Source organism: Streptomyces cavernae (genome assembly GCF_004023625.1).
Classification (GTDB): Bacteria; Actinomycetota; Actinomycetes; order Streptomycetales; family Streptomycetaceae; genus Streptomyces; species Streptomyces cavernae.
Window position 1 is genome coordinate 517,481 of sequence record NZ_RPDJ01000001.1, and the last position, 22,612, is coordinate 540,092.

11 protein-coding genes and 1 pseudogene are annotated in these 22,612 nt (G+C 70.3%); 7 read left to right on the top strand and 5 right to left on the bottom strand.

Going from position 1 to position 22,612, the window contains the following annotated elements; all coding sequences use genetic code 11:
• Positions 1-59 precede the first annotated feature (59 nt).
• Genes nthA through EF387_RS12325 form a run of 3 tightly spaced genes read right to left on the bottom strand, consistent with a single transcriptional unit; the run spans position 60 to position 2,911 of the window.
• The gene (gene nthA / locus EF387_RS12315) at positions 60-662 is read right to left on the bottom strand and encodes a nitrile hydratase subunit alpha (protein WP_128376529.1); all 603 of its coding nucleotides are present in this window, start codon (positions 660-662) and stop codon (positions 60-62) included.
• A complete protein-coding gene (gene nthB / locus EF387_RS12320) occupies positions 659-1,378 on the bottom strand; it encodes a nitrile hydratase subunit beta (RefSeq protein ID WP_128376530.1) in 720 nt (239 codons plus the stop codon). The genes nthA and nthB overlap by 4 nt, the downstream gene beginning before the upstream one ends.
• A 12-nt stretch (positions 1,379-1,390) precedes the next feature.
• On the bottom strand, positions 1,391-2,911 hold the full coding sequence (locus EF387_RS12325; RefSeq protein ID WP_128376531.1) for an amidase: 1,521 nt from the start codon (positions 2,909-2,911) through the stop codon (positions 1,391-1,393).
• Positions 2,912-3,170: 259 nt separating this feature from the next.
• On the opposite strand from EF387_RS12325, the gene EF387_RS12330 reads away from it, so the two are divergent.
• Positions 3,171-4,133: an AraC-like ligand-binding domain-containing protein gene (locus tag EF387_RS12330; RefSeq protein WP_128376532.1), complete on the top strand. Its 963-nt coding sequence runs from the start codon at positions 3,171-3,173 to the stop codon at positions 4,131-4,133.
• A gap of 163 nt (positions 4,134-4,296) precedes the next feature.
• Here the strand turns inward: EF387_RS12330 and EF387_RS49975 are convergent, their stop codons facing one another.
• Both EF387_RS49975 and EF387_RS12340 read right to left on the bottom strand, forming a co-directional pair.
• Positions 4,297-4,554 carry a glutamine amidotransferase-related protein gene (locus tag EF387_RS49975; protein WP_128376533.1) on the bottom strand — a complete coding sequence of 86 codons (258 nt, stop codon included), beginning with the start codon at positions 4,552-4,554 and terminating at the stop codon, positions 4,297-4,299.
• A gap of 282 nt (positions 4,555-4,836) precedes the next feature.
• Positions 4,837-5,403, bottom strand: coding sequence for a helix-turn-helix domain-containing protein (locus tag EF387_RS12340; protein WP_128376621.1), 567 nt, complete (start codon positions 5,401-5,403; stop codon positions 4,837-4,839).
• On the opposite strand from EF387_RS12340, the gene EF387_RS12345 reads away from it, so the two are divergent.
• From EF387_RS12345 to EF387_RS12370, 6 genes and pseudogenes are all read left to right on the top strand, one after another.
• Positions 5,315-6,247: an MFS transporter gene (locus tag EF387_RS12345; protein WP_238431470.1), complete on the top strand. Its 933-nt coding sequence runs from the start codon at positions 5,315-5,317 to the stop codon at positions 6,245-6,247. The two genes, EF387_RS12340 and EF387_RS12345, sit on opposite strands and share 89 nt — an antisense overlap.
• 5 nt (positions 6,248-6,252) lie before the next feature.
• A pseudogene (locus tag EF387_RS12350) lies at positions 6,253-6,503 on the top strand (helix-turn-helix domain-containing protein); the annotation flags it as partial.
• 1,029 nt (positions 6,504-7,532) lie between these two features.
• Positions 7,533-11,528 (top strand): non-ribosomal peptide synthetase, encoded by a 3,996-nt coding sequence (locus EF387_RS12355; protein ID WP_274388935.1) that lies wholly within the window; start codon positions 7,533-7,535, stop codon positions 11,526-11,528.
• The gene (locus EF387_RS12360; protein ID WP_476691247.1) at positions 11,528-20,899 is read left to right on the top strand and encodes an amino acid adenylation domain-containing protein; all 9,372 of its coding nucleotides are present in this window, start codon (positions 11,528-11,530) and stop codon (positions 20,897-20,899) included. The genes EF387_RS12355 and EF387_RS12360 overlap by 1 nt, the downstream gene beginning before the upstream one ends.
• Positions 20,896-21,936 (top strand): GSCFA domain-containing protein, encoded by a 1,041-nt coding sequence (locus EF387_RS12365; protein ID WP_128376536.1) that lies wholly within the window; start codon positions 20,896-20,898, stop codon positions 21,934-21,936. Before EF387_RS12360 ends, EF387_RS12365 begins: the two co-directional genes overlap by 4 nt.
• On the top strand, positions 21,899-22,606 hold the full coding sequence (locus EF387_RS12370; protein ID WP_202918218.1) for a hypothetical protein: 708 nt from the start codon (positions 21,899-21,901) through the stop codon (positions 22,604-22,606). The genes EF387_RS12365 and EF387_RS12370 overlap by 38 nt, the downstream gene beginning before the upstream one ends.
• Positions 22,607-22,612 lie beyond the last annotated feature (6 nt).

Genomic DNA, 22,612 nt, shown 5'->3' on the forward strand with positions numbered 1-22,612 from the left:
GCGGGACTCCCCCCGTGCCGTAGCACTTGCGTACGGTTCCGGAAGCGTGGCCGCGGTTGTCACGATGCGACCTGAGCGACCGGACCGACGCCGATCATCGAGTCACGGGTGACGAGTTCGGCGAGTCGCTCCTCGCTCCACCCGTCGGTGCCGGCCGGGCGCTGCGGAAGCACCCAGTAGCGCATCTCGCTGCTGGAGTCCCAGACGCGGACCTCGACACTCTCCGGGACGGTGAAGTCGAAGGAGTCGCTGAGGACCTTGCGGGGCTCGCGTGTGATGGCGGCACGGTACTGCGGGTCCTTGTACCAGTTCGGCGGCAGTCCGAGGACGGGCCACGGGTAGCAGGAGCAGAGGGTGCACACAATGATGTTGTGCACGTCGTCGGTGTTCTCGACGACGAACATGTCCTCGCCCTGGAGGCCGCTGATACCGAGTTCTTTGCAAGCCTCGGAGGCGTCCTCGACCAGGCGAGCCTTGAACTCCGGGTCACTCCACGCCTTGGCCACGACCTTCGCGCCGAGCTGAGGGCCGACCTCGTGCTCGTAGATCTCGACCATGCGGTCGATGGCCTGGGTCGTCATGACGCCCTGCTCGATGAGCATGGACTCGAGCGCCTTGACTCGAGCGGCGATCTCTTCCTGGGTACGGATCTTGGCGCTCACGCGACAGCTCCTTCGGCGTTGGCGGCCGCGGGGCCGGCGAGCTCGATGTAGGGGTCCCAGACGTCGAAGCAGACGGAACCGTTGGGCTCGGCGTGCTCAGCACCCCAGAGCTCTTCGTTGGTGAATCGGACGGTGTAGACGTGCTCGGGGTGCTCGCCGAGTCCGTTGCCCGCGGTGTCGGGGTAGATGAACGTGCCGTGCGCCAGGACGACCTCACCGACGGCGCCACGGATGTAGCGGGCGCGGCGCGTGTGGCCCTTCGGAGCCGACCGGTCGACCCGAACGATGTCGCCCACCTTGAAGCGAGCAGCCTTGTCGGACTCACGCTTCGCGGTCGCACCGACCGGGACGACCGCCTCGACGAACGCGAGCAGCTCCGGGTCGTCCTGGTGCTGCGGCAACGGAGCTTCCGGTTTGGCCAGGTAGTGAGCGGTCCGGCGGTCGAGCTCGGCCATGTCGAGCTTGCCCAGCTTCTCTCCGAAGTGTTCGACGGTGTGCACCCAGTGCTCGTAGTACGGCGACTTCAGGTAGACAGCCGGGTCGATGAGCTCGATTCCGTGGCGGAACTCGTCGACGCCGAAGAACCCTGCGCGAAAGCACATGGCGAACATCGGAAAGACGGCCTTCTCCCATGCGGCGCGGAAAACCGGTTCGTGCTCAGGGACGATTACGGGGCCGATGCCGTCGGTACCGGCGAGGTCGAATACACCGTTCATTCGGGTCACTCCTTAACTGTGCTCGGGGCGCGTGAGCGTTCCGAGCGTCTGCTCGAAGGCGTGCGCTGCCTGCAGGACCGATGCGTCGCTGAATCGCTTGGCGATGACCATGAGGCCGACGGGAAGGCCCTCGCTCAGGCCGGCGGGGATCGTGCAGGCCGGGTGACCAGTCACGTCGAAGGGCGCTGTGTTGGCCACCATGTCCAGTGCTCGCGTCACGATCTCCTCGGCCGATGCGTCGGCAGCGGGGATGAGGCTGGCCGTGATCGGGAGGGTCGGCATGACGATGACGTCGTACTGGTCAAGAACCTTGTCGTACGCGGCCGCGAGCACCGACTCAAGGTTGCGCGCCTTGCCGTAGCTCGCGCCGTACCCATGGCGGAGGGCGTATGTGCCACCGAGCGCCACGAGCTTGACCGTCTCCGAGAACGCAGCCGGGTTCTGGCGCCACCGCTCGCCGTAGAAGGCCATCAGGTCGGGGTCATAAGCGCCCTTCCAATTGAGGCCGTAGGCGTTGCCGTCCACCATCTGCCAGGTCGCTCCCTCGACCGAGATCACGTCCCAGATGGCGGCGCCGTGCTTGTGCCACGGGATCGAGACGTCTTCGGCGAGGTGGTCGGCGGCGGTCAGACGCTCGATCGCAGCCCGTACGACCGCGTTCACCCCCGGGTCGGAGTTGGCCTGATCGAAGCCCTCAGTGACAACACCGATCCGAAGACCACGGTCGAGTTCGCCCAGTGCGGCTACATAGTCGGCGCCGGTCACACCCGTTGGCTGGCGCGGGTCGAGACCGTCAGCCCCAGCGATCACCGTCAGCATGGCCGCGGCGTCGGCGACCGTCGGAGCGATGGGACCGAGGTGATCAATCGTCTGTTCGATCGGGAAGCCGCCGGTGTAGGGCACCAGGCCGAAGGTCGGCTTGTGGCCCACCACCCCACAGAAGGCTGACGGGATGCGGATCGAACCACCCTGGTCACCACCCAGGGCGAGATCGACCTCACCCGCGGCGACCAGCGCCGCGCTGCCGCTCGAGGAGCCGCCCGCGGTGCGCTTGGTGTCCCACGGGTTGCGGATCGGTCCGGTCTTCGCCGTGTGAGACGCGCCGGAGAAGCAGAGGTCTTCACACACGGACTTGCCGGCGATCGTGGCACCGGCATCGAGCAGGCGAGTGACGACGGTGGCGTCCGTCTTCGGGACGAAGCCGCGCACCGTCTCCGAGCCGTTCATCATCGGGACGCCGGCAACAGCAATGTTGTCCTTGATCGCGACCCGGCGGCCCGCCAGCGGGCCGGACTCAGTCGTGCGAAGGTCGGTCTTGACGTACCACGCCCCAAGGGGGTTGTCAGCCGGCTCCGACCAGTCCCGCTCGGGCGCCTTGGGCGCTACCTCACGCTCGTAGAGCTCGTCGACGACCGACCACGATCCCAGCAGTCCGCTCGTAGCGGCGTGGTAGAAGTCCAGGTCGTGCTCGGCGATGCCGAGCTTCAGGTCATGGGCGAGGTCTTCGACCGCTCGGCGAGATGGCAACTCCATGGGACGCTCTCTTCCTTGTTCGTACGGATCTTCGTCCCGGACGACATGAGATCCTCGGGGCGTCACTGCCAAGGCGGATGCACTTACGTCCTGGCGGAGGAGCAAACGACCCCCGAAGTGCCCGCGTCAACGGCGGACAGTGGCCTGGAGCGGGTTTGGATTGCCACAGTCAAGGCATGTGCAGACATGGACAATCTCGACCCCGAACCGCCCCCAAACCGGGGTTGACGAGGTCGGAACGGACAGAGCACGATGAGCCATGCCCGATTCGTTCGAGATCGATACTGCGAATCGACCCGCAGCGGAGCGGACCGAATACTGGCGCTCCAGCGTCTGTGATCAGTTCGTCCCTCTGGCCGTGCAGCCAACCGTCAGCGAGCTACACGGTCGCGTCGCGGGTGCGACCATCGCCGAGACCCGACTGCGGCGGATTCGCGCGAGCCAGCATGTCTTCGACCGACGCGCATCGGACATCAGGGCCGGCGACCCGGAGGTCCTTCACGTCTTGTCCATGGACCATGGCCACTACTGCCAGGTGGAGCAGGACGGGCGGACGGCGATGGTGAAACCCGGTGACCTCCTGCTGTACGACAGTTCACGACCGTTCCGATTCGCGACGTCAGGAGCCTTCCAGTTCACCATCGGCCTCCTCCCCAAGCGGCTATTGCCGCTGCCCGAGAAGGTGCTCGCCGATCGAACGGCGCGCGTTGCGCCCCTTGCGGATGGGGTCGGCGCGGCACTCGGCGCGCTACTCACCTCACTGGCCAGGGGAAGTGCGGATCTTTCGGATCCCAGCCAACAGGTCGCGATTCAGCATGCGCTGGTCAGTTTGTCTGTCGCGTTCATGTCCGGCGATGGAGCGGTGGGGAGCCCGCCGTCCGTGCATCTGTCCCTGGCGAAGTCGTTCATCGTGCGACACCTCGGCGAACCCGCACTCGCTCCCGCCGACGTCGCCGTTGCTTGCGGTGTTTCCCTCAGCTACCTGCATCGCCTCTTCGCCAACGACGGGACGACCATTGTCGGCTACCTGCGCGAGCAACGACTCCAGGGGGCTCATCGAGACCTGACGACTGCGCTGGTGGACGAACCCGTCTTGCTGGTCGGTCGCCGCTGGGGCATCCCCGACCCCGCCCACTTCAACCGGGTCTTCAAGAAGCGTTTTGGGATGACTCCTGGCGAAGCCCGTCGTTTCGCGCGCACCCCAACCCCGTCGGCTGGCTAAGAGGACGTTCACGCTGCTGACGTGCAGGTTCGGCTGATCCAAGAAGAGGCCCAACAGCGGTGGTCTGTGGCACGCGGTTCGTCAGTCATCGACCGCGACGACGGCGAAGAAGGCCCCGGCCAGGGCGACGAGAAGAAATCTCGGGAGTGCGCTGAACCATCTTTCACCGCGGCCCCGACCGGAGACGAACTCGACCGGCTCGGAGCCGGCCTAGGCACGCGGCGTCCTGCTCCGCGCTGGATTCGAAGAGGATCTGTAGTCCCACACAGATACCCAGGAACGGCATCCCGTCGTCCACCACTCGAGGCCGAAGGGCTTCGGGCCGGCCGGCCTTGGCGAGGTACTCCATCGTGGTACCTGCTGATCCGACACCGGGCAGGACAACCCGGTCCACACTGCCGAGTTCATGGGGCGCCGGCATCAGACGATTTGGGCGCCCAGAGCGTTCAGAGCCTGCACCACGCTCTGAGAGCTTCCGCTCGTGTAGTCAGTCACGCCGGTGATCGGCCGGTCGCGATTGCTCATTGGAGCGTCAAACCGAGGTCCCGTCACAGAGCGGACCCGGTCGGGTATGCGACTCAGCGTATGAAGTTGCATGCTCGTCGTAGCCGATCACAGGTGTCGCGCTCGGGGTAATCTGACAGACCAGCTACGGGCCACGAAGCCAGACGCTCAAGGGACCCGCCCCGCTAGGTGTTGCGGGTCATGACGTTGTTGACGGTGAGTCTGGGGCGGTCGGCGGGGCGGGATCGGCGGTCGACGGTCTGGCGCGGACGATGGCTTGGTCTCCCCGTGGACCGAACAGGTGCAGGATCTCCACAGTGCTCGTGTCCGCGGGGCCGAACCAGTGTGGCTCGGTGGTGTCGAACTCGGCCACTTCGCCGGGCCGCAGCGTGAAGTCCTGCGCCCCGAGGATGAGGCGCAGCCGACCAGCGAGGACGTAGAGCCATTCATAGCCCTCGTGGGTGACCAGTTCAGGCTGGCGGGGTGACAGCACCTGCTTGAAGACCTGCACTCGGCCTGGGTACTGCGTCAGGGGCACGAGGACGCTTCCGCGCCCCTTGTGCAGGGGCCGGAGGTGCACCCGAGGGTCACCGCTGGCCGGCGCCGCCACCAGCTGGTCGAGTGCGACGTGGTGCGCCCGTGCCAGCGGGATGAGCAGGTCCAGAGTCGGGCGCCGCTTGCCCGATTCCACCCGGGACAGCGTGCTGACGGAGATCCCGGTCGTGGTCGCGAGTGCCTCGAGTGTGAGTCTCCGTTCCTGGCGCAGCCGGGGCCCGCCGGAGTCCCGGGTACCGCGGGCCCGGCGGCTCGACCTGCCCGGCCAGGTCCTGCTGACCATGGTCCTCGCCGTCGTGGTCGGCGTCCTGATCGAAGGGCCGCGCATCGGCTGGACGTCGCCTGCGGCGCTGGCGGGATACGCATGGGCTGCCGTGGCGACAGCCGGATTCGTGTGGGTCGAGTCCCGCCGACGTGAGCCGCTCATGGATCTGCGGCTCTTCAGGCGCCCGATCTTCAGCGGTGCGGTCGTGGGCGCGGTGGCGGTCTTCGTCGGCCTGAACATGACGCTGCTGCTGAACACCCTCTACCTGCAGAACACCCGGGGATGGACGCCGCTGGCCGCCGGCATGGCGACCTTGCCCCTGGCCGTCGGAGCGACCGTCTGCGCCCCCTGGTCCGGCCGTATGGTCGGCCGCGCGGGACCGCGGCTGCCACTGCTCCTGGCCGGCGGTTTCATCACGGTCGGCGGGCTCTGCCTGGTCCGGCTCACCCCGCACACGAGCGTGTTCCTGCTGTTGGCCGCATACGCGCTCATCGGCGTCGGGTTCGGCTTCGCCAACGCCCCGATCACCAACACCGCGGTCAACGGACTGCCACCCGCCCGTGCCGGCGTAGCTGGGGCGATCACCTCCACCGCACGGCAACTCGGTGCCGCCCTCGGCATCGCTCTCGCCGGCGGCCTGGTCACGGCCACCAGCCCGACGGAGCTCGCACACGCGTCCCGCCCGGGCTGGATCCTGGTCGCCACCTGCGGCGTACTGCTCTTTTTCGTCGCCCACGTATCACGTACGAAGGGAGCCTCCACGGGCCCCGCCTCCCAACAAGCGCGGTGAGCCGCGTGACCCACCGCAACGCACCGTTGTCCGTTGAAGGGCGCCGCCGCCTCGTCGAGCGCTGCCGAACTCGCCCCATTGCTCACGTCGCCGCTGAGATGGGCATCTCCCGGGCCTGTGCCTCGAAGTGGGTGAACCGCTACCGCAGATTCGGCGAGATCGGGCTCTTGACCGCTCCTCGACGCAAGGGCACCAGCCGAAGGCCACCCCAGACGAAGTGGTAGCCCAGGTCGAGGTCCTCGCACGCGCCCACAAGTCCGGGCCCGCGCCGATGCGGCAGGTGACATCGACCGGCTGGTCCAGATCCAGTCCACCATCGTCCGTGTCCACCAGCACGCCGATGACACCGGCCGCAAAGGGGGACGCTACCGGATCTTGACCGACCGCAGATGCGAAGAGAGCGTTGCTCCTCAGGTAGGGAACGCCCGGGCCGCGCCGGCAGTGCCCTGGTAGGTATCTGCTGGGCCGGGGCGGAGATCGTCCCGGGCAGGGCATCGATGATGCCGTGGACGCGAACCGCCCAGGCGTTCGGGGGTGTCCGCGAGGAGACGCGGTCCGGCGATGCCCGACAGGACGCGTCACGGCCCCGCCCTGCGTTCCACCGCCCGGCGGTCTCGCTTTCGGCCGGAAAACAGCGACCCGGTACCCAGTCAAAAGCCTCACTCCTGCGCAGAACGCTTACGGTGCCGAGGCTTGACACCTGTCGGGCATTAAGAATGCGCGAATTTTCGCCAATAGCGTTTTGTCGTCGACCATTTTTAGACAGGCCCCTCGGCTTTGCCCGCAGTCCGCACGCGACGACCTCACCGAAAGAGTGTGGCGCGGGTCACTGTTGACCTTCTAATCGGTGCCCACTTAATATTCTGCGGAAATGAGCCACCGCCGGGGCGGCCGGAAAACAGACACCTCCTCAACCACTCCTACGCATGCAGCTGACGCAATTCTATGGAGTTCTGGCAAAGAAATGGCAATATTCAGAAGCGGGCGCGAGGCGCCGCTGAACCTGTGAGGGTGTCGGTCCGCGACCCGGGGTGGCCAGCCGCGCTGTTCGCACCGCGGCTCCGCAGGGGAATTGACCCCGCCAGATCGTCGATCCCCTGTTGTCGTCCCGTTGAAGAGTCTCTGTTGCTGTGCGCATTGTCTTCAAAGCGCACATTCCGGACGTCGCTGAATTGCTAGAAAATGGCAATGCCGGGCATACTCGCGCACTGCTGCGCGAACCATTGATCCTTCGGGAACGCAGGATCTGATTTCTGCCGCGTTCTCTTCTCGTGAAGGGTAATCCGTGTCTTCCCCCCGAATCACAGTCACCCATCACTCCGACAAAGGAACATCTCCCGCCCCCCTGTCGCTGGCGCAGGAGCGGCTGTGGGTCATGGCGCGCATGGACGGAGACGCCAGTGCCGCCTACAACGAGCCGATGCCCTTCGACATCCGGGGGCCGCTGGACCGGGACCTGCTCATCCAGGCGCTGCATCTGCTCGCGGCCCGGCACGAGGCTCTGCGTACCCGGCTGGTGCCCTCCGGCGGCTCGGCGCTCCAGGTCGTCGACCCGCCGGAGACCGGGTTCCCGGTGGCCTTCGAGGATCTGACGGGACTGCCGGACGCGGCCGAGCGGTTCGCGCGGACACGGCAGGAAGTGGAAGGCACCCCGTTCCGCCTGGGCGAGGAGCCCATGGTGCGCGGCTGTCTCGTGGCGCTCGAACCGGATTACCACGTCCTACTGCTGACGGCCCATCACATAATCTTCGACGGCTGGTCCCGCTCGCTGCTGTTGCGGGAGCTGGGCCTGTTGTACACCGCGCTCCAGCAGGGGCGGGACGCGTCGCTGCCGGAACTGGCCTGGCAGTACAGCGACTACACCCGCTGGCAGTGGGACTGGATGTCGGGGGAGGAGCCTGCCGCGCACGCCGACTACTGGGCTGCCGCATTGGCCGGCGCTCCGGCCGTGCTCTCCCTGCCCACGGACCGGCCTCGGCCGCCCGAGCAGGTCTTCCGCGGCGACCGGGTGTCGGTGACCGTGGACGAGGACCTGACGCAGGCCCTGCGCGACCTCGCCGCTGACAACGGTGTCACCCTGTACGCGACCGTTCTGACCGGCTGGTCGGTGCTGTTGTCGCTGCTTTCCGGGCAGGACGACATCGTTGTCGGCGCCCCGACGTCTAACCGCCGTCGCGGGAACGTCGAGGGCCTGATCGGCTTCTTCGTCAACACCCTGGCCCTGCGCGCGGACCTGAGCGGCTGCCCCAGCGTCAGTAGCGCCCTGAAACAGGTGAACCAGCGGATCCGCGACGCCCTCAAGCACGTGGACCTGCCCTTCGAGCGGGTCGTGGAACTGGTCAACCCACCTCGGAGCCCCGCCCACACGGCACTGTTCCAGACCATGTTCGCCTGGGTCCCCTCCATGCGAAGGGAACTCGAACTCCCGGACCTGAAAGTCGAGTTAAGGGAGGACGCGGCCCACGTCCCGGCGAAGTTCGACATGGTCCTGGCCCTGGCCGACGAGGGCCGACACCTCACCGGCGAGATCGACTACGCGGTGGCGCTCTTCGACCGGGCGACCGTCGAACGGTACGTACGCCAGTTCCTGCGCGTGCTGCGCCTGATGACCGAGCGCCCGGAAGCCGACATCGCCGACCTGACGCTGCTGGACGAGGACGAGCAGCGCGAACTCCTCGCCACCTTCAGCGCAGGGCCCGCCGCGGCCATACCCGGCGCCCCGGCACCGGCGGGCCTGCTGGAGCGGTTCGCGACGCAGGTGCGGATACGGCCGCAGCAGCCCGCCGTGGTGGCCGGGGACACGGAACTGGACTACGCGACGCTGGACCGCCGGGCCAACCGGCTCGCCGGCGCACTGATCGCGCGAGGGGTCCGACCCGACCACGTGGTGGGCCTGCACACCGGACGCACCGCCGAACTCGTCGTCGGCGTACTCGGCATCCTCAAGGCCGGAGCCGCCTATCTGCCCCTCGACCCCGCACAGCCCTCCGAACGGCTCACTGCCATGGTGAGCGACGGCGCACCCGCACTCGTGCTGACCGACCAGGCGGACACGGCGGGCGACGACCGGCATCTGTGGGAGAACCTGCTGAAGGTGGAGGCCGAGGGAACACACGACGAAGCGCCGGGCATCGACACGGACCCCGCCCGGCTCGCCTACGTCATCTACACCTCGGGATCGACCGGCCGCCCCAAGGGCGTGGCGGTGACGCACGGCAGCGTCGTCAATCTCTTCGACCACTGGCGTGAACTCATGGGAGATACCCCGGGTGAGGCGTCATCGGCCTGGTCGAGCATCGGCTTCGACGCGTCGGTGCACGAGCTCCTCGTACCGTTGACCACCGGAGCGGTGCTCCACATGGTCCCCGACGACCTCCGGGGCGACCCCGCAGCACTGATGGGCTGGCTGCGCGAACGCAAGGTGACCCAGGCGTTCCTGCCCCCGTCCTACGTCCTGTGGATCGACGAGGATCCGGCCGGGCGACTGGCCGGGCTGAGCCTGCGTCAGCTCCTCACCGGAGTGGAGTCCCTGCCCGAGAGCGCCCTGCACCGCATGCGCGAACAGCTGCCCGGCCTGCGCATCTGCTTCGGCTACGGCCCGACCGAGGCCACGCTCTACTCCACCGCCTACACCGACCCGCAGCCGCAGGAGCGGTCGTGCCCCATCGGGCGGCCGCTGCGCGGCACACGCCTGTACCTGCTCGACGACCGCATGCGCCCGGTACCGGTGGGGATTCCCGGTGAGGTCTACATCGGCGGAGCGAGCCTGGCCCGCGGATATCTGAACCGGCCCGACCTCACCGACGAGCTCTTCCTACCCGACCCGTTCCTGCCCGGCGAACGCGTCTATCGCACCGGCGACCTGGCGCGCTGGCTGCCGGACGGCAACGCCGAGTACGTCGGCCGCCGCGACGACCAGCTCAAGCTGCGCGGCTTCCGGATCGAACCCGGCGAGGTCGAGGCAGCGCTGCTGGCGGTGCCCGGCGTGCGGGAGGCCGTGGTGCTGGCCGACCGCGACACACCGGGCGGCCCTCATCTGGTCGCCGGCGTGGGATGTGACGCCGAATCCATGCGGACGGCGTACGAATGGCGCGCGGCCCTCAAGGACCGCCTGCCGGACTACATGATCCCCGTCGTGGTGGCCGAATTCCCGCGGCTGCCGCTGAACCGCAACGGCAAGGTGGACCGGACGGCAGTGCTGCGCGCCGCGGCGGGGGCCCGCTCCGGGCGGGTCAACACGGCCGCGCCCCGCGACCACGTCGAGATGGCGCTGTACCGGATCTGGCGGCGCGTGCTCCTGCACCCGGACGTCGGAATCGGCGACAACTTCTTCGAGCTGGGCGGCACGTCGATCTCGGCCATCAAGATGGCGTCCGCCGTCCAGGACGAACTCGGCGTGACGCTGCCGGTCCGGGAGGTCATGCTGCACCCCACCATCGAGGCGCTCGCCGAGCGGGTGCGCAGCAACGGCGCCGAGGCCTCGCAGCCCGCGGAGCTCAGCAGCCTTGTGGAGTTCCGCGCCGGCAGCGGCCGGCAGCGCGTGGTGTGCGTGCATCCCGCCGGCGGCACCGCGTTCTGCTACCTGCCGCTGTCCACGGCACTGCCCGACGAGGTCGGCGTGGTGGGACTTCAGGCGCCCGGCATCAACCCCGGCGAATCCACCCTGCCCGGTGTCGAGGCGATGGCCGAGGAGTATCTGCGGCTCGTCGGTCCCCGCCCGGACGAGACACTGGTGCTGTGCGGGCTGTCCTACGGTGGCCTGATCGCGTACGAGATGGGCCGCCGCCTGGTGGCGGCCGGGCACGAGCGGGTGAGCGTGGTCCTGCTCGACACCCATGGCGCGGAGGGCGCGGAGCGGCACGCCGCCACCGAGCCGGTGGGCATGGCGGAGTTCCGGGAGAAGCTGGTGCGCTTCAACGGCATGTATCCGGGCATCGACGACGACCAGGTGGCCCGGTACCTGACCGTCTACAACCACCATCGCGAGACGGCGGGCGACTACGCCGTACCCGAATCGCCGGCCCGTGTCGTGCTGATGCAGGCGACGGCCGTGGAGGACGAGGACGGTGACGCGGCCGCCCGCCTGCGCGCGTTCTGGCGGCGCCGCGTCAGTGGTCAGTTCGTGGTCGAGCCGGTGGCCTGCGGTCACTGGGACATGTTGGAGAGCGACGAACTGCCACGCGTCGCCGCCGTCCTCGCCGCCGAACTGAACCGGCCGGCAACCGGCACGGGCGAGACCGAGACGGAGCGCACGACACTCCCTGGGACGTCGGAGGCATGATGAAACCGCGCGTCGAAACTTCCCCCGCCGACGTGGCCGGGGACCTGAGCGCGCCGGTCGGGCTCGCCCTCGAGATACACCGCCAGGCCCTGCGCTCACCACAGGCGGAGGCGGTCGCCGACGGCGACGTACGGCTGGACTACGCGACGTTGAACGCCGCGGCCGCCGCCGTGGCCCAGGCGCTGGGCCGCCAGGGCGTCACTTCCGGGCAGGCCGTGGCGGTGGCGCTGCCGCGCTCGTGGCGGCTGGTCTGCGTGATGCTGGGCATTCTGCGGCTGGGTGCCCAAGTGGTGCCGCTTGACACACAGAGCCCCGCCGAACGCCGCCTCTTCATCCTGAGGGATTCCGGAGCGGCCGCCCTGGTGTACGTCGCCCCCGAGAGCGTCACCGAGCTTCCGCACGGCATGAAGGCGCTCGCCGTGGACACTCTGCTGCCCGAACTCCCCGATCCCGCGGCCAGCGTGCAGGCGCCGCCCGCCGCCGGCGAGGTGTCCTTCCTGTTCTACACCTCCGGAACGACCGGACGGCCCAAGGGCGTCGAGGTCCGCGACGCCGGGGTCATGCGGCTGGCACGGCCCGGCTACATCCGTGTCGAGCCCGGCCTGCGCTATGCCTGTCTGGCGAACCCGGCATTCGACGCACTGAGCTTCGAGGTCTGGGCACCCCTGCTGACCGGCGGCTGCTGCGTGGTCCTGCGCGACGGTGACGTGCGGACTCCCGAGCGGCTCGCCGCGGCACTGCGGCGCGAGCGGGTGGACACCGTCTTCGTCACCACCGCGCTGTTCAACGCGGTGGTCACGGCCGTGCCGGACTGCTTCGCGGCGGTCGGCGAGGTGCTGGTGGGCGGTGAGCAGCTCAACGCCCGGGTGATGCGCCGTTGGTACCGGGACAACGCCGACAGCGGCACCCGTCTGTTCAACATCTACGGGCCGACCGAGTCCAGCACCTTCGCCCTGTGCCATCCGATCCCGCGGGACTTCGACGGTGATGTGGTGCCGATCGGCCGACCCCTGCCGGGGACCGACGCCGTCCTGGTCGTGCCGGGCCAGGAGAGGGTCGCAGCGCCCGGTGAGGTGGCCGAACTCCTGCTGAGCGGCGCCGGACTCGCGGTCGGGTACCGCAACCTCCCCGAGGAGACCGAGCGGCGCTTCGTACGGCTCGCCTGGCTCGACGGCGGCGAGGAGCGGTACTACCGCACCGGTGACCTCGTACGGGCCGACGACGAGGGCCGGGTGGAGTACGTCGGACGAACCGACCGCCAGGTCAAGGTGCGTGGCTTCCGGATCGAGCCCGGTGAGGTGGAACGGCGCGTTCTCGCCCACCCGGCGGTCCGGCGGGCCTACGTGTGCACACGCCGCGCGGGCCAGGAGGGGCCGAACGAACTGCTGGCGTTCGTCGTCCTGCACCAGGAGCTGTCCTACGAGGAGTTCGACAGCCACCTCACGGCCCACCTGCCCGCCTACATGCGTCCGCACCAGATCCATCTCGTGGAGGAGTTGCCGCTCAACGCCAACGGCAAGGTCGACCAGGCCGCGCTGCTGGAGCAGGCCGACCGGCCCTGGCGGCCGGCCGCCTCCGACGGGCCGGCCCCGACGGGAACGGAGCGCGAGGTCATCGAGCTGGCCGAGGAGATCCTGGGCGCCACCGGCCTCGGGCTCGGCGACCGGTGGATCGCCGTCGGCGGTGACTCGTTGAAGGCGCTGCGGTTCTGCTTCGCCGTCCGGCAGCGGTGGGGCCGCGACCTGACGCAGGCGGCCATCCTTCACGGCGACCTGGCCGCGATCGCCCGGGCCGTCACCGCGGCCGGCCCCGGAGAGGAAGGCGCCTGTCCGGCACCGGTGGTCGCCGGTGCCCACTCGGCGCCCGCCACGAGCGAGCAGCAGCGGCTGTGGCTGCTGCAGCGCCGCGCACCGGGCTCCCGGGCGTACTCCGTCAACCAGGCCTTCCGCGTGGACGGGCCCGTCGACACCACCGCCCTCCGGCGGACGCTGCGGACCCTGGTGGCACGCCACGCGGCACTGCGGACAGGCTTCGCCCTGGGGCCGCAGGGACTGCGGCAGACAGTCGGCGAACCGTACGACCCCTGGCACGAGCCGGGCACACAGCGCTTATGGGACGAGGAAGAGGCGCACGCCTTCGCCGACGCCTTCTTCGCCGAGCCCTTCGACCTCGCCGTCCCCCGTATGCTCCGGGCCTGCTGGCTGCCCCGTGACGGCGGCGGAACGCTTCTGCTGCACCTGCACCACATCGCCGTCGACGGCTGGTCACTGAGCATCCTGCTGCAGGACCTGTCCGCCGAGTACGTCGAGTCCACCGACGCCGGCGCCCAAACCAGCCGGAACACTGCACCGGCTCCCAACCCACTGGACTTCGCCGCCTGGCAGAGCGACTGGTTCACGAGTGCGGCCTACCAGGCACAGCGCGACGAACTCCTGGCGTACTACCAGGGCCTGGCGGAGCCCCAGGAACCGCTGCCCGCCCAGAACACGGATCCGGCGCCGCGGGCGCGCCTGCTGCACACCCCGCTCGACGTCGTACGCCGGGCCCAGGTGGACCAGGTCTGCGCCGAGTTCGGGCTGACCCGCTTCCAGGTGCTGCTGAGCGTGTTCTCCTGGAGCCTGTACGGCGTGACCGGCCTGGTCCGCCCACGCATCGCCGCCCCGGTCGCCAACCGCCCGGTACGCGAGTTCGAGGACAGCGTGGGCATGATGGCGAACACCGTGCTGCTGCCCGTGGCCGTGGTGCCCGGTGAGGACCTGCGCTCGCAGCTCGCCCGCACAGGGGCCGGCACGGGGGAGGTGCTGCGACGCCAGGACGTGGCGCTCGCGGACGTCCTGACCGGCTGGGAGGCCGTCGGCGACGGCACCCCGTTCGATCTCCTGTTCGTCCTGGAGAACACCGACTTCGGGGGGCTGCGGCTGCCCGGCTGCGTCCAGCGGCCCCTGTGGTGGGCCGCGCCGGAGGCCAAGTGCCCGATGACGGTCTCCGTGGTCGAGCATCCCGACGGACTCGACCTTCTGTGGGAGTACGCCGAGGACCGGTTCACCGGCGACGCCGTCGAGGCGATGGCCGAGCTCTTCCGGCGGGGCGTGGACGCGCTGGCGTCCGGTGGCCGCTCCACCGCGCGGGAGCTGGTCGCGCCGTACCGGCGGTCCCTGCCGGAGCACGGGCGCGGGCCCCTCCCCGAGCGGGGCTTCACCACGATCGCCGAGGGCTTCGCACGGCAGGTCGCCCGCACCCCGGACGCCCCCGCCGTGATCACCGCCGACGGGAGCACCCTGAGCTACGCGGCGCTCGACGCCCGCGCCTCGGCCCTCGCCGCGGAACTGGCCGACCGCTACCCGATCCCGGCCGACGACAGCCCCTGCCGGGCGGCCCTGTACCTGGACCCGTCCGCCGAGCACGTGGTGGCCCTGCTGGCACTGGCGCGGCTGAACGTCACCGCCGTCCCCCTCGACCCCTCCTACCCGGTCGACGTGCTGCGCCACGTCCTGGAGCAGGTCGACCCGCTGTGCGTCCTGGTCACGCAGGACGGCGCGCCGGCGCTGGACACACTGCTCCCGGACGGCGTGGTGCGCCACCGTGCCGTCGTCCTCCCCGCGGCCCTGGCCCCACAGGAGGGCGCCGGCACGAGCGCGCCGTCCGCCGGTGCGAGGAGGTGGCGCACGCACGACGGCACACGACCCCTGTACACCCTGTTCACCTCTGGCTCCACCGGCGTCCCCAAGGGGGTCCAGATCTCCGACCGCACGCTGTGCGACCTGATCCAGTGGCAGTCCGGCCCCGGCGGCCTGACCGCCCCGGCGGCCACCCAGCAGTTCTCGATGCTGGCGTTCGACGTGTCCTTCCAGGAGATCTTCGGGACGCTGTGCACCGGCGGCAGCCTCCGGCTCATACGCCCCGAGTGGCGCCAGGACGCCCCCACGCTCCTGGAACGGCTGGAGGCCACGGGGACCGAGCGGATCTTCATGCCCTACGTGGCCCTGCAGGTGCTCGCCGAGTACGGCGTCCGCCTGGGCAGGTTCCCCTCCCGGCTGCGCGAGGTGGTCACCGCGGGCGAGCAACTGGTGTGCACCGACACCATCCGTCGCTGGTTCGCCGGACTGCCCGGCGCCCGCCTGTTCAACCACTACGGGCCTACCGAGACGCATGTGGTCAGTGCCCTGTGCCTGGAGGGCGACCCGGGGCAGTGGCCCGAGCGGCCCGCCATCGGACGCCCGGTGGCCGGCGCCGACCTGCGCGTGGTGGACGCGGCGGGCGACCCGGTGCCGCCCGGGTGCACCGGCGAGCTGCTGATAGGCGGCACCATGACCACCCGTTGCTACCTCGACGAACCCGCTCTCGACGACACCCGCTTCGTCGAGGTGCCCGGTGAGGGTCTGTTCTACCGCAGCGGCGATCAGGCGTGGTTCGACCGCGAGGGGCTGCTGCACTACGCGGGCCGCGACGACCAGCAGATCAAACTGAGCGGGCACCGGCTGGAACTCGGCTCCGTCGAGGCGGCCCTGCTGCGCCATCCCGCGGTGGTCAACGCCGTCGTAGCGTGTCACGGCGACCGGCTGACGGCCTGCCTCGAGTTCCGTGGCGAGTCCCCGTCCGCCGACGACCTGACCGGACACCTCTCCGCTCTGCTGCCCTCCTACGTCCGCGTGGACCGCTTCCGGAGACTTCAGACGCTGCCGCGCACCCCGAGCGGCAAGCTGGACCGGCAGGCGGCGCTTCGGGCACCGGGCGAGGAGATACGCCGTGCGGTGGTCGCCCGCACCGGGCTGTCGGCCGAGGAGGAGCGGCTCACCGCCGCCTTCGAGGAGGTCACCGGGGCGACGATCGAACCGGACCAGACCTTCTTCGAGGCGGGTGCCTCCAGCCTCGCTCTCATGCGCTTCCATCTGCGCTGCACCACGGAACTCGGTTTACGCTTCAGCGTCGCGGACCTGTTCGAGCACGTCACTGTCCGCTCCCTGGCCCGCCACCTCGCGGCCGACGACCTCCCCGGCACCCGGACCCCTACCGCACCGGCCAGGACAGACGCCGGGACCCCGGAGCCGGGCGAACCGATCGCGGTCGTCGGCATGGCGGTGCGGGTGCCCGGCGCCCCGGATCTGGCGGCCTTCTGGGACCTGGTGGTCTCCGGTGGCACCGGCATCCGCCGTGTGGACGCCCCGGAAGGCGTCATCGGCGCGCACAGCACGCTCGACGGGATGCTCGACTTCGACCCGGGCCACTTCGGCATCAGCCCCCAGGAAGCGCGCCTGATGGACCCCCAGCAACGTCACCTGCTGATGGCCTGCGTGCAGGCCCTGGCCCACGCCGGCGTCGCGGACACGTCCACCACCCGTGTGGGACTGGTCGCCGGTGCCGGGGAGAACACCTACTTCCAGTCCATGCTGCGCGAGGCGGACCCCGGCCGGCTGCCCGACGGCTTCCAGCTCGCCCTGCACCACGAGAAGGACTTCCTGGCCACCAAGGTGGCCTACCACCTCGGGCTGACCGGTCCCGCGATCAGCGCACAGACGGCGTGCTCCAGTTCCCTGGTCGCCGTGCACCTCGCGGCCGGCATGCTCCGGCAGGGCGAGGCCGAGGTGATGCTCGCCGGAGGAGTGCTCGTCGACCCCGGGCTGACCGGCGGCTACCGCTACCGCCCGCAGCACATCTTCTCCGCGGACGGCGACTGCCGCCCCTTCAGCGACGACGCGACCGGGACGGTCGGCGCGAGCGGCGTCGGCGTCGTGGTCCTCAAACCGCTGCGGCAGGCACGGCGTGACGGCGACACCGTCTACGCACTCGTCACCGGCTCCGCGATCAACAACGACGGCGCGGCGAAGATGAGTTACACCGCGCCGTCCCTGGCCGGGCAGCGCGAGGTGATCCGCACCGCCCTGGCCCGCGCCGGACGCACGGGTGCCGACCTCGGCTACGTGGAGGCGCACGGAACCGGTACCCGGCTGGGCGACCCCGTCGAAGTGAGCGCGCTCCGCCAGGCGTTCGACGTGAGGGAGTCCGCTCGCTGCGCACTCAGCTCCGTCAAGAGCCAGCTCGGCCACATGGGCGCGGCCGCAGGAGTCGTGGGCCTCGTCCGAGCCGTCCTCGCCGTGCACCACGGGAGCGTCCCGCCCACCCTCAACTTCCGCGCCTTCAACCCGGAGATCGGCCCCGACCCCACTCCCTTCTACGTCCCGGACCGGGTCACGCCCTGGCCCGAGGGGCGCGAGCGGGTTGCCTCGGTCAGCAGCTTCGGGATCGGCGGCACCAACGCCCACGTCATCGTCGAACAGCACACCGGAAACGGCACCGCCTGGGCCGGCGAGGTACCGAAGTGCCTGGTACTGTCCTCCTCCAGCGCGGACGCCCTGGCCGCCGACGCCACACGGATCGCCGACTACCTCCGACTCCGGCCCGAGCGCTACGAGTCCGTGCTGCGCCATCTACAGGCCGGACGTGCGGCCCGCCGCCTGCGGGCAGCGGCACCAGTCGCGGACGCCGCGGACGCCGTGCGCTGGCTGCACGAGGTGGCCACGGGACAGGTCCCGCACGGCATCGCGGATCCGGACGCCACGACGGTTCCGGCCGCCGGCCGCGCACCCCAGGACATCGCCGATGACTGGATCGCCGGAAGGCGCATCGACTGGCGGACGGGCCCGGCTCCGGCGCCCTGGGACTTCCCGCCCCCGTCCTTCGCACTCGCGGAGTACGACTTCGACCGCACGCCCAAGGCCCCGGCTTCCGAACCCCAGCGGTTGCCACAGTCCGACTGGCTGCACCAGCCGCACTGGGTCCGGCTGCGCCGCGCCGCCGCCGTGGACACCACCGTACCGGCCGGCCGCGCGTCCGTCGTGGTCGTAGTGGCCTCCGAGAGCACGCCGCAGGCAGCGTTCGCGCCGTTCCAGGCCGTGGCGTCACGCGTGGTACGGGTGAACCCAGCCCGCAGCTTCGTCCGCAGGGGACCCGACGTCTTCGACGCCGACCCGGCCGACCCGGCGTCCCTGCGCCTGCTGCTGGACGCACTGTCCGAGGACGGCACTGACAACACCACCCTGGCCCTGGCCGACGCGGAGTGGGTGCACGCGCTGCCCCTGGACGTGACGGGGCCGGTCGGTCCCGGCACGCTGGAACACGCCCGCCACGCCTGCCTGGACACCACGGCGGCCCTGGCCCAGGCACTGTCCGGGCGAACCGGCTCCCCACGCGTGTGGTGGCTGTCGTACGGCGCCCGGCCTGTGGACGGGACGGTGCACAGGCCCGAACTGGCGCTCCTCGCCGGGCCCGTGGAGGTCGCGCCCCAGGAGGCTGCCCTGGACGGCCACTGGTTGGACCTCCCCGACGACGACCTCACCCGCTGGGCCGGAAACGTGGCCTCGGTCGTCGCCGAAGCACGCCGAGCCGGGCATCCCGGCGGCCCGGCTCTGCCCCGGCAGCTCGCGCTGCGGCGGGGTTACTGGTGGCGTCCGGGCACCACGCCCGTACCGGCGCCGTCCGGCACGGAGCCCCTCGTACCGTCCGGTGAGGACACGGTTCACCTGGTACTGGGCGGCACGGGTGGCATAGGCCGCGCCATCGCCGCCTGGCTGCTGGAGCACACCGGCGGCCGGGTCCTGCTGCTGTCGAGGAATCCGCGGCTGCCCGCGGAACTGACCCGCTGGGCCGACCGCGTCGGCCTCCTCCCGGCGGATCTGGCGGCCATGCCCGTGGACGAAGTGGCGGCGGCCGTCGCAGAGCGCACACCGCGGCTGGATGGCGTGATCCACGCGGCCGGCCTCGGATTCGGGGGGCTGCTCGTACGACGCGACGCCACGGCGATGCGCAACGCTGCCGCGGCCCGGGAGAAGGGCGCGCTCGTCATGGAGCGCCTGATCGAGACCTTCCGTCCCGAGATCGCGGTCTACTGCTCCTCGATGTCCGCCCTGCTCGGCGGCGTCGGCCAGAGCGACTACGCGGCCGGCGCGAGCCTCCTCGACGGCTTCGCCCACCACCGCTCGGAAGAGACAGAGACGACCGCCCGGATCGGCATCGACTGGGACATCTGGAGCGAGACCGGAATGGCGACCCGGGCCCTGTCCACGGACAGCCGTCACCAGGCCCACCTGGAAGTCGGCCTGACGGTAGAGGAAGGCAAGGCGGTCTTCGCAGGCGCCCTGGCCCTGCAACTGCCCCAACTCCTCGTCTCCACCACCGACATCGAGGTCTCCCGCGCCTTCTACGCCTCCTCCGCCGACGGCAGGGCGGAACCGTTCACCGCGCGGTCCGGACCGGCGCACGACGCCGACGGCGAGGCGGGTTCCCCGGACACGGACAGTGCCGAGGATCGAGCCGACGCCAGAGCCGACGCCATGGCCCGCGTGGTCCAGGAGCTGCTGGGCGTGGACGAGATCGATCCGGACGACTCGCTGTACGACCTCGGCGCGGACTCGCTGACCATGCTCAGCCTGATCGCGCAGATCGAGGACGACTACGGCGTCGAATTCGACCTGGCCTCCTTCAGCCACCGGGTCAGCCTCACCGAGATCCTCAAACACATCGAAGCGGCCCTCGCCCCCACCGCACCCGCCTCCGAGGCGGCCACCAGCGTCCCTTCCCGGGTGGTCCTCGACATCTGGCAGGAGGGAACCGGCTCCGCCGTCCTGTGCCTGGTGCACCCGGTGGGCGGCGACGTCCAGGCCTACCGGTCGCTGGTGGCAGCGCTCGGGCCCGAACCGACCGTGTGCCTCATCGGCGACCCGGCACTCCGCAACCCCGACATGCCCCCGTGGTCGCTGGCCGAACGTGCCCGTCACTACGATGCCGAGCTGCGGGACCGCTTCGGCGGCTCCGACCACCGACTACACCTGGCCGGGTGGTCCTTCGGCGCCCGGGTGGCCATGGAGATGGCAGGCCTCGCCGAGTCGGCCGGATGGCCGGTGGAGGGGCTCCACCTGCTGGACCCACCGCCCCCGCAGGCGGACGCGCTGGTCGCCGCCTACGACGAGAACCACCTCGAGACGGTGTTCGCCGCCGAACTCGGCACCGGAGCCCCCGTTTTGTCGGCAGAGCACGCGCAGGCGTACGCCGAGCGACTGGCCCGCTGCTGCCGGGCCAACCTGCGCAGTCTGGGCGAGCACCAGGTGCGGCCGCTCGTCTTCACCCCCACTGTCCTGTGGCTGGCCGACGAGCCCACGGCCGACGTGCCCGCACCCGGCGACCCGCAGGAGACGGCCCGCCAGTGGAGCGCCTGCCTGCCCCCCTCCGCCACGCGACGATCCCTGCCCACCGACCACTACGGAATCGTCGCCCCACCCCACGTGCACACCGTGGCCGAGACCGTCACGGCAATGCTGGCGGACCCGGCCACCGGTTCCCGGCCCCACCGCGAGCAAGAATCGGAGCGCGCCCAGTGAACCCCTACCAGTCCTTGCCAGTCCGGTCGTTCTGGCGACCCGCGGTCGCCGAGCCGGACCCGCTGCACATCGAGGACGTCTGGACACCCAAGTTCGCCCTCGGCCAGGACGATCCCGTCATCACCGCCGGGTCCTGCTTCGCCGCGCAGATCGGCAGGGCCCTGCTGGACTCGGGCATGAACTGGCTCGACGCCGAACCCGCCCCGCCCGGCCTGACCCGGCAGCAGCGCCAGGACCGCGGCTACGGAGCCTTCTCCTTCCGTACCGGCAACATCTACACGCCCGCCGTCCTGCGCCAGTGGCTGTCGTGGGCCCTCGGCCACGCGCAGCCGCCGCAGGAGGCCTGGCCCGACGGCGACCGCTACGTCGATCCCTACCGCCCCGCTATCGAACCCGACGGCTTCGCATCCACCGCCGAGATGCTGAAAGCTCGTGAGGTCACCCTGGCCGCCATCCGCACCGCCGTCACCACGGCAAGCTGCCTGGTCTTCACCATGGGGCTCACGGAGGCCTGGCGCGACGCCGTCGACGGCACCGTGCACCCCACCTGCCCCGGCACCGTCCGCGGCACCTTCGACGCCGATCGGTACTCCCTGCACAACTTCACGTTCGCCGAGGCGCACCGGGACATGACCGAGGCGATCGCGATGGCGCGCCTGGTCAATCCCGGCCTGCGCATCCTGCTGACGGTGTCACCGCAGCCGCTGACCGCCACCGCCACCGGCGGCCACGCGCTCCTCGCCAACGGCTACACCAAGTCCGTGCTGCGCGCGGTCGCGGGACAGCTCGCGCTGGAGGACCCGGACGTCGACTACTTCCCGTCCTACGAGCTCGTCACCGGACCGGTCTTCGGCGGCAGGTTCTTCGGCCGGAACCAGCGCACCGTCACTCCCGAGGGCGTCGACTTCGTGATGCGGCACTTCGTGGCCGGGCTCCACCGCGGCCCCACGGGGCCGCAGCACGCCCGCGACACCGATGCCTGTTCGACAGATGCCGCCTGTGAGGACGCCGTCCTTGACTACTACAGCCCCCGCTAGGTTCCTGCTGCTCGGCGACTCCCACGCGGGACCGATCGGACGAGCGGCCCAGAAAGCCGGCATCCCGTTCCAGGGCGGTCCCGTAGGTGCCGGCCGGGAGTTCACCGACAGCTTCTTCACCACCCGGGACACACCCGGCGGGACCGACGTCGTCTTCCGGTCCGACGAGGCCGAGGAGCACTACCGCCGCTTCCTCAAGGAACTCGGCGTCGACGCCCTCTCCGGGCTGGGCATCCCGCTGGTCGCGACGTTCGGCTTCTGCGCGCACTTCTTGGCGCTGCGGGAGAACTGGGACCTCTATCGCGACCGATCGGGTGCCGTCCCGCCGGGTTTCCTCGCCGGCCCCCTGTTCGGCGCCATCGTGCGCGCCGCTGTCCGTGACGCCCTCGCGTTCTACGAACACGCCGTGGACCTCGGACTGCACGTCCTCGCGGTGATGCCGCCGCAACGGGTCCCCGGCCAGTCCGATCCGGCGGTGTTCATGGCCGCGCAGGAGCGCATCCGGCTGGCCGTGACAGAGCTCGGCGTCGAGGTCGTGGACCTGCGTCGGCGGACCACCGGTCCGGACGGTCTGCAACGCCCCGAGCTGTGCGAGCCCGACGACGAGATCCACGGCAACCTCGCCTTCGGCCGCATCATCCTCGCCGAACTGCTCGACCGAGGCCTGTAACCCCAC

Bases quoted from the DNA above. Each gene is read 5' to 3' on its own strand.
- EF387_RS12360 (WP_476691247.1), top strand. From the start codon at position 11,528: ATGAAACCGCGCGTCGAAACTTCCCCCGCCGACGTGGCCGGGGACCTG.
- EF387_RS12325 (WP_128376531.1), bottom strand. From the start codon at position 2,911: ATGGAGTTGCCATCTCGCCGAGCGGTCGAAGACCTCGCCCATGACCTG.
- EF387_RS12330 (WP_128376532.1), top strand. From the start codon at position 3,171: ATGCCCGATTCGTTCGAGATCGATACTGCGAATCGACCCGCAGCGGAG.
- EF387_RS49975 (WP_128376533.1), bottom strand. From the start codon at position 4,554: ATGCCGGCGCCCCATGAACTCGGCAGTGTGGACCGGGTTGTCCTGCCC.
- nthB (WP_128376530.1), bottom strand. From the start codon at position 1,378: ATGAACGGTGTATTCGACCTCGCCGGTACCGACGGCATCGGCCCCGTA.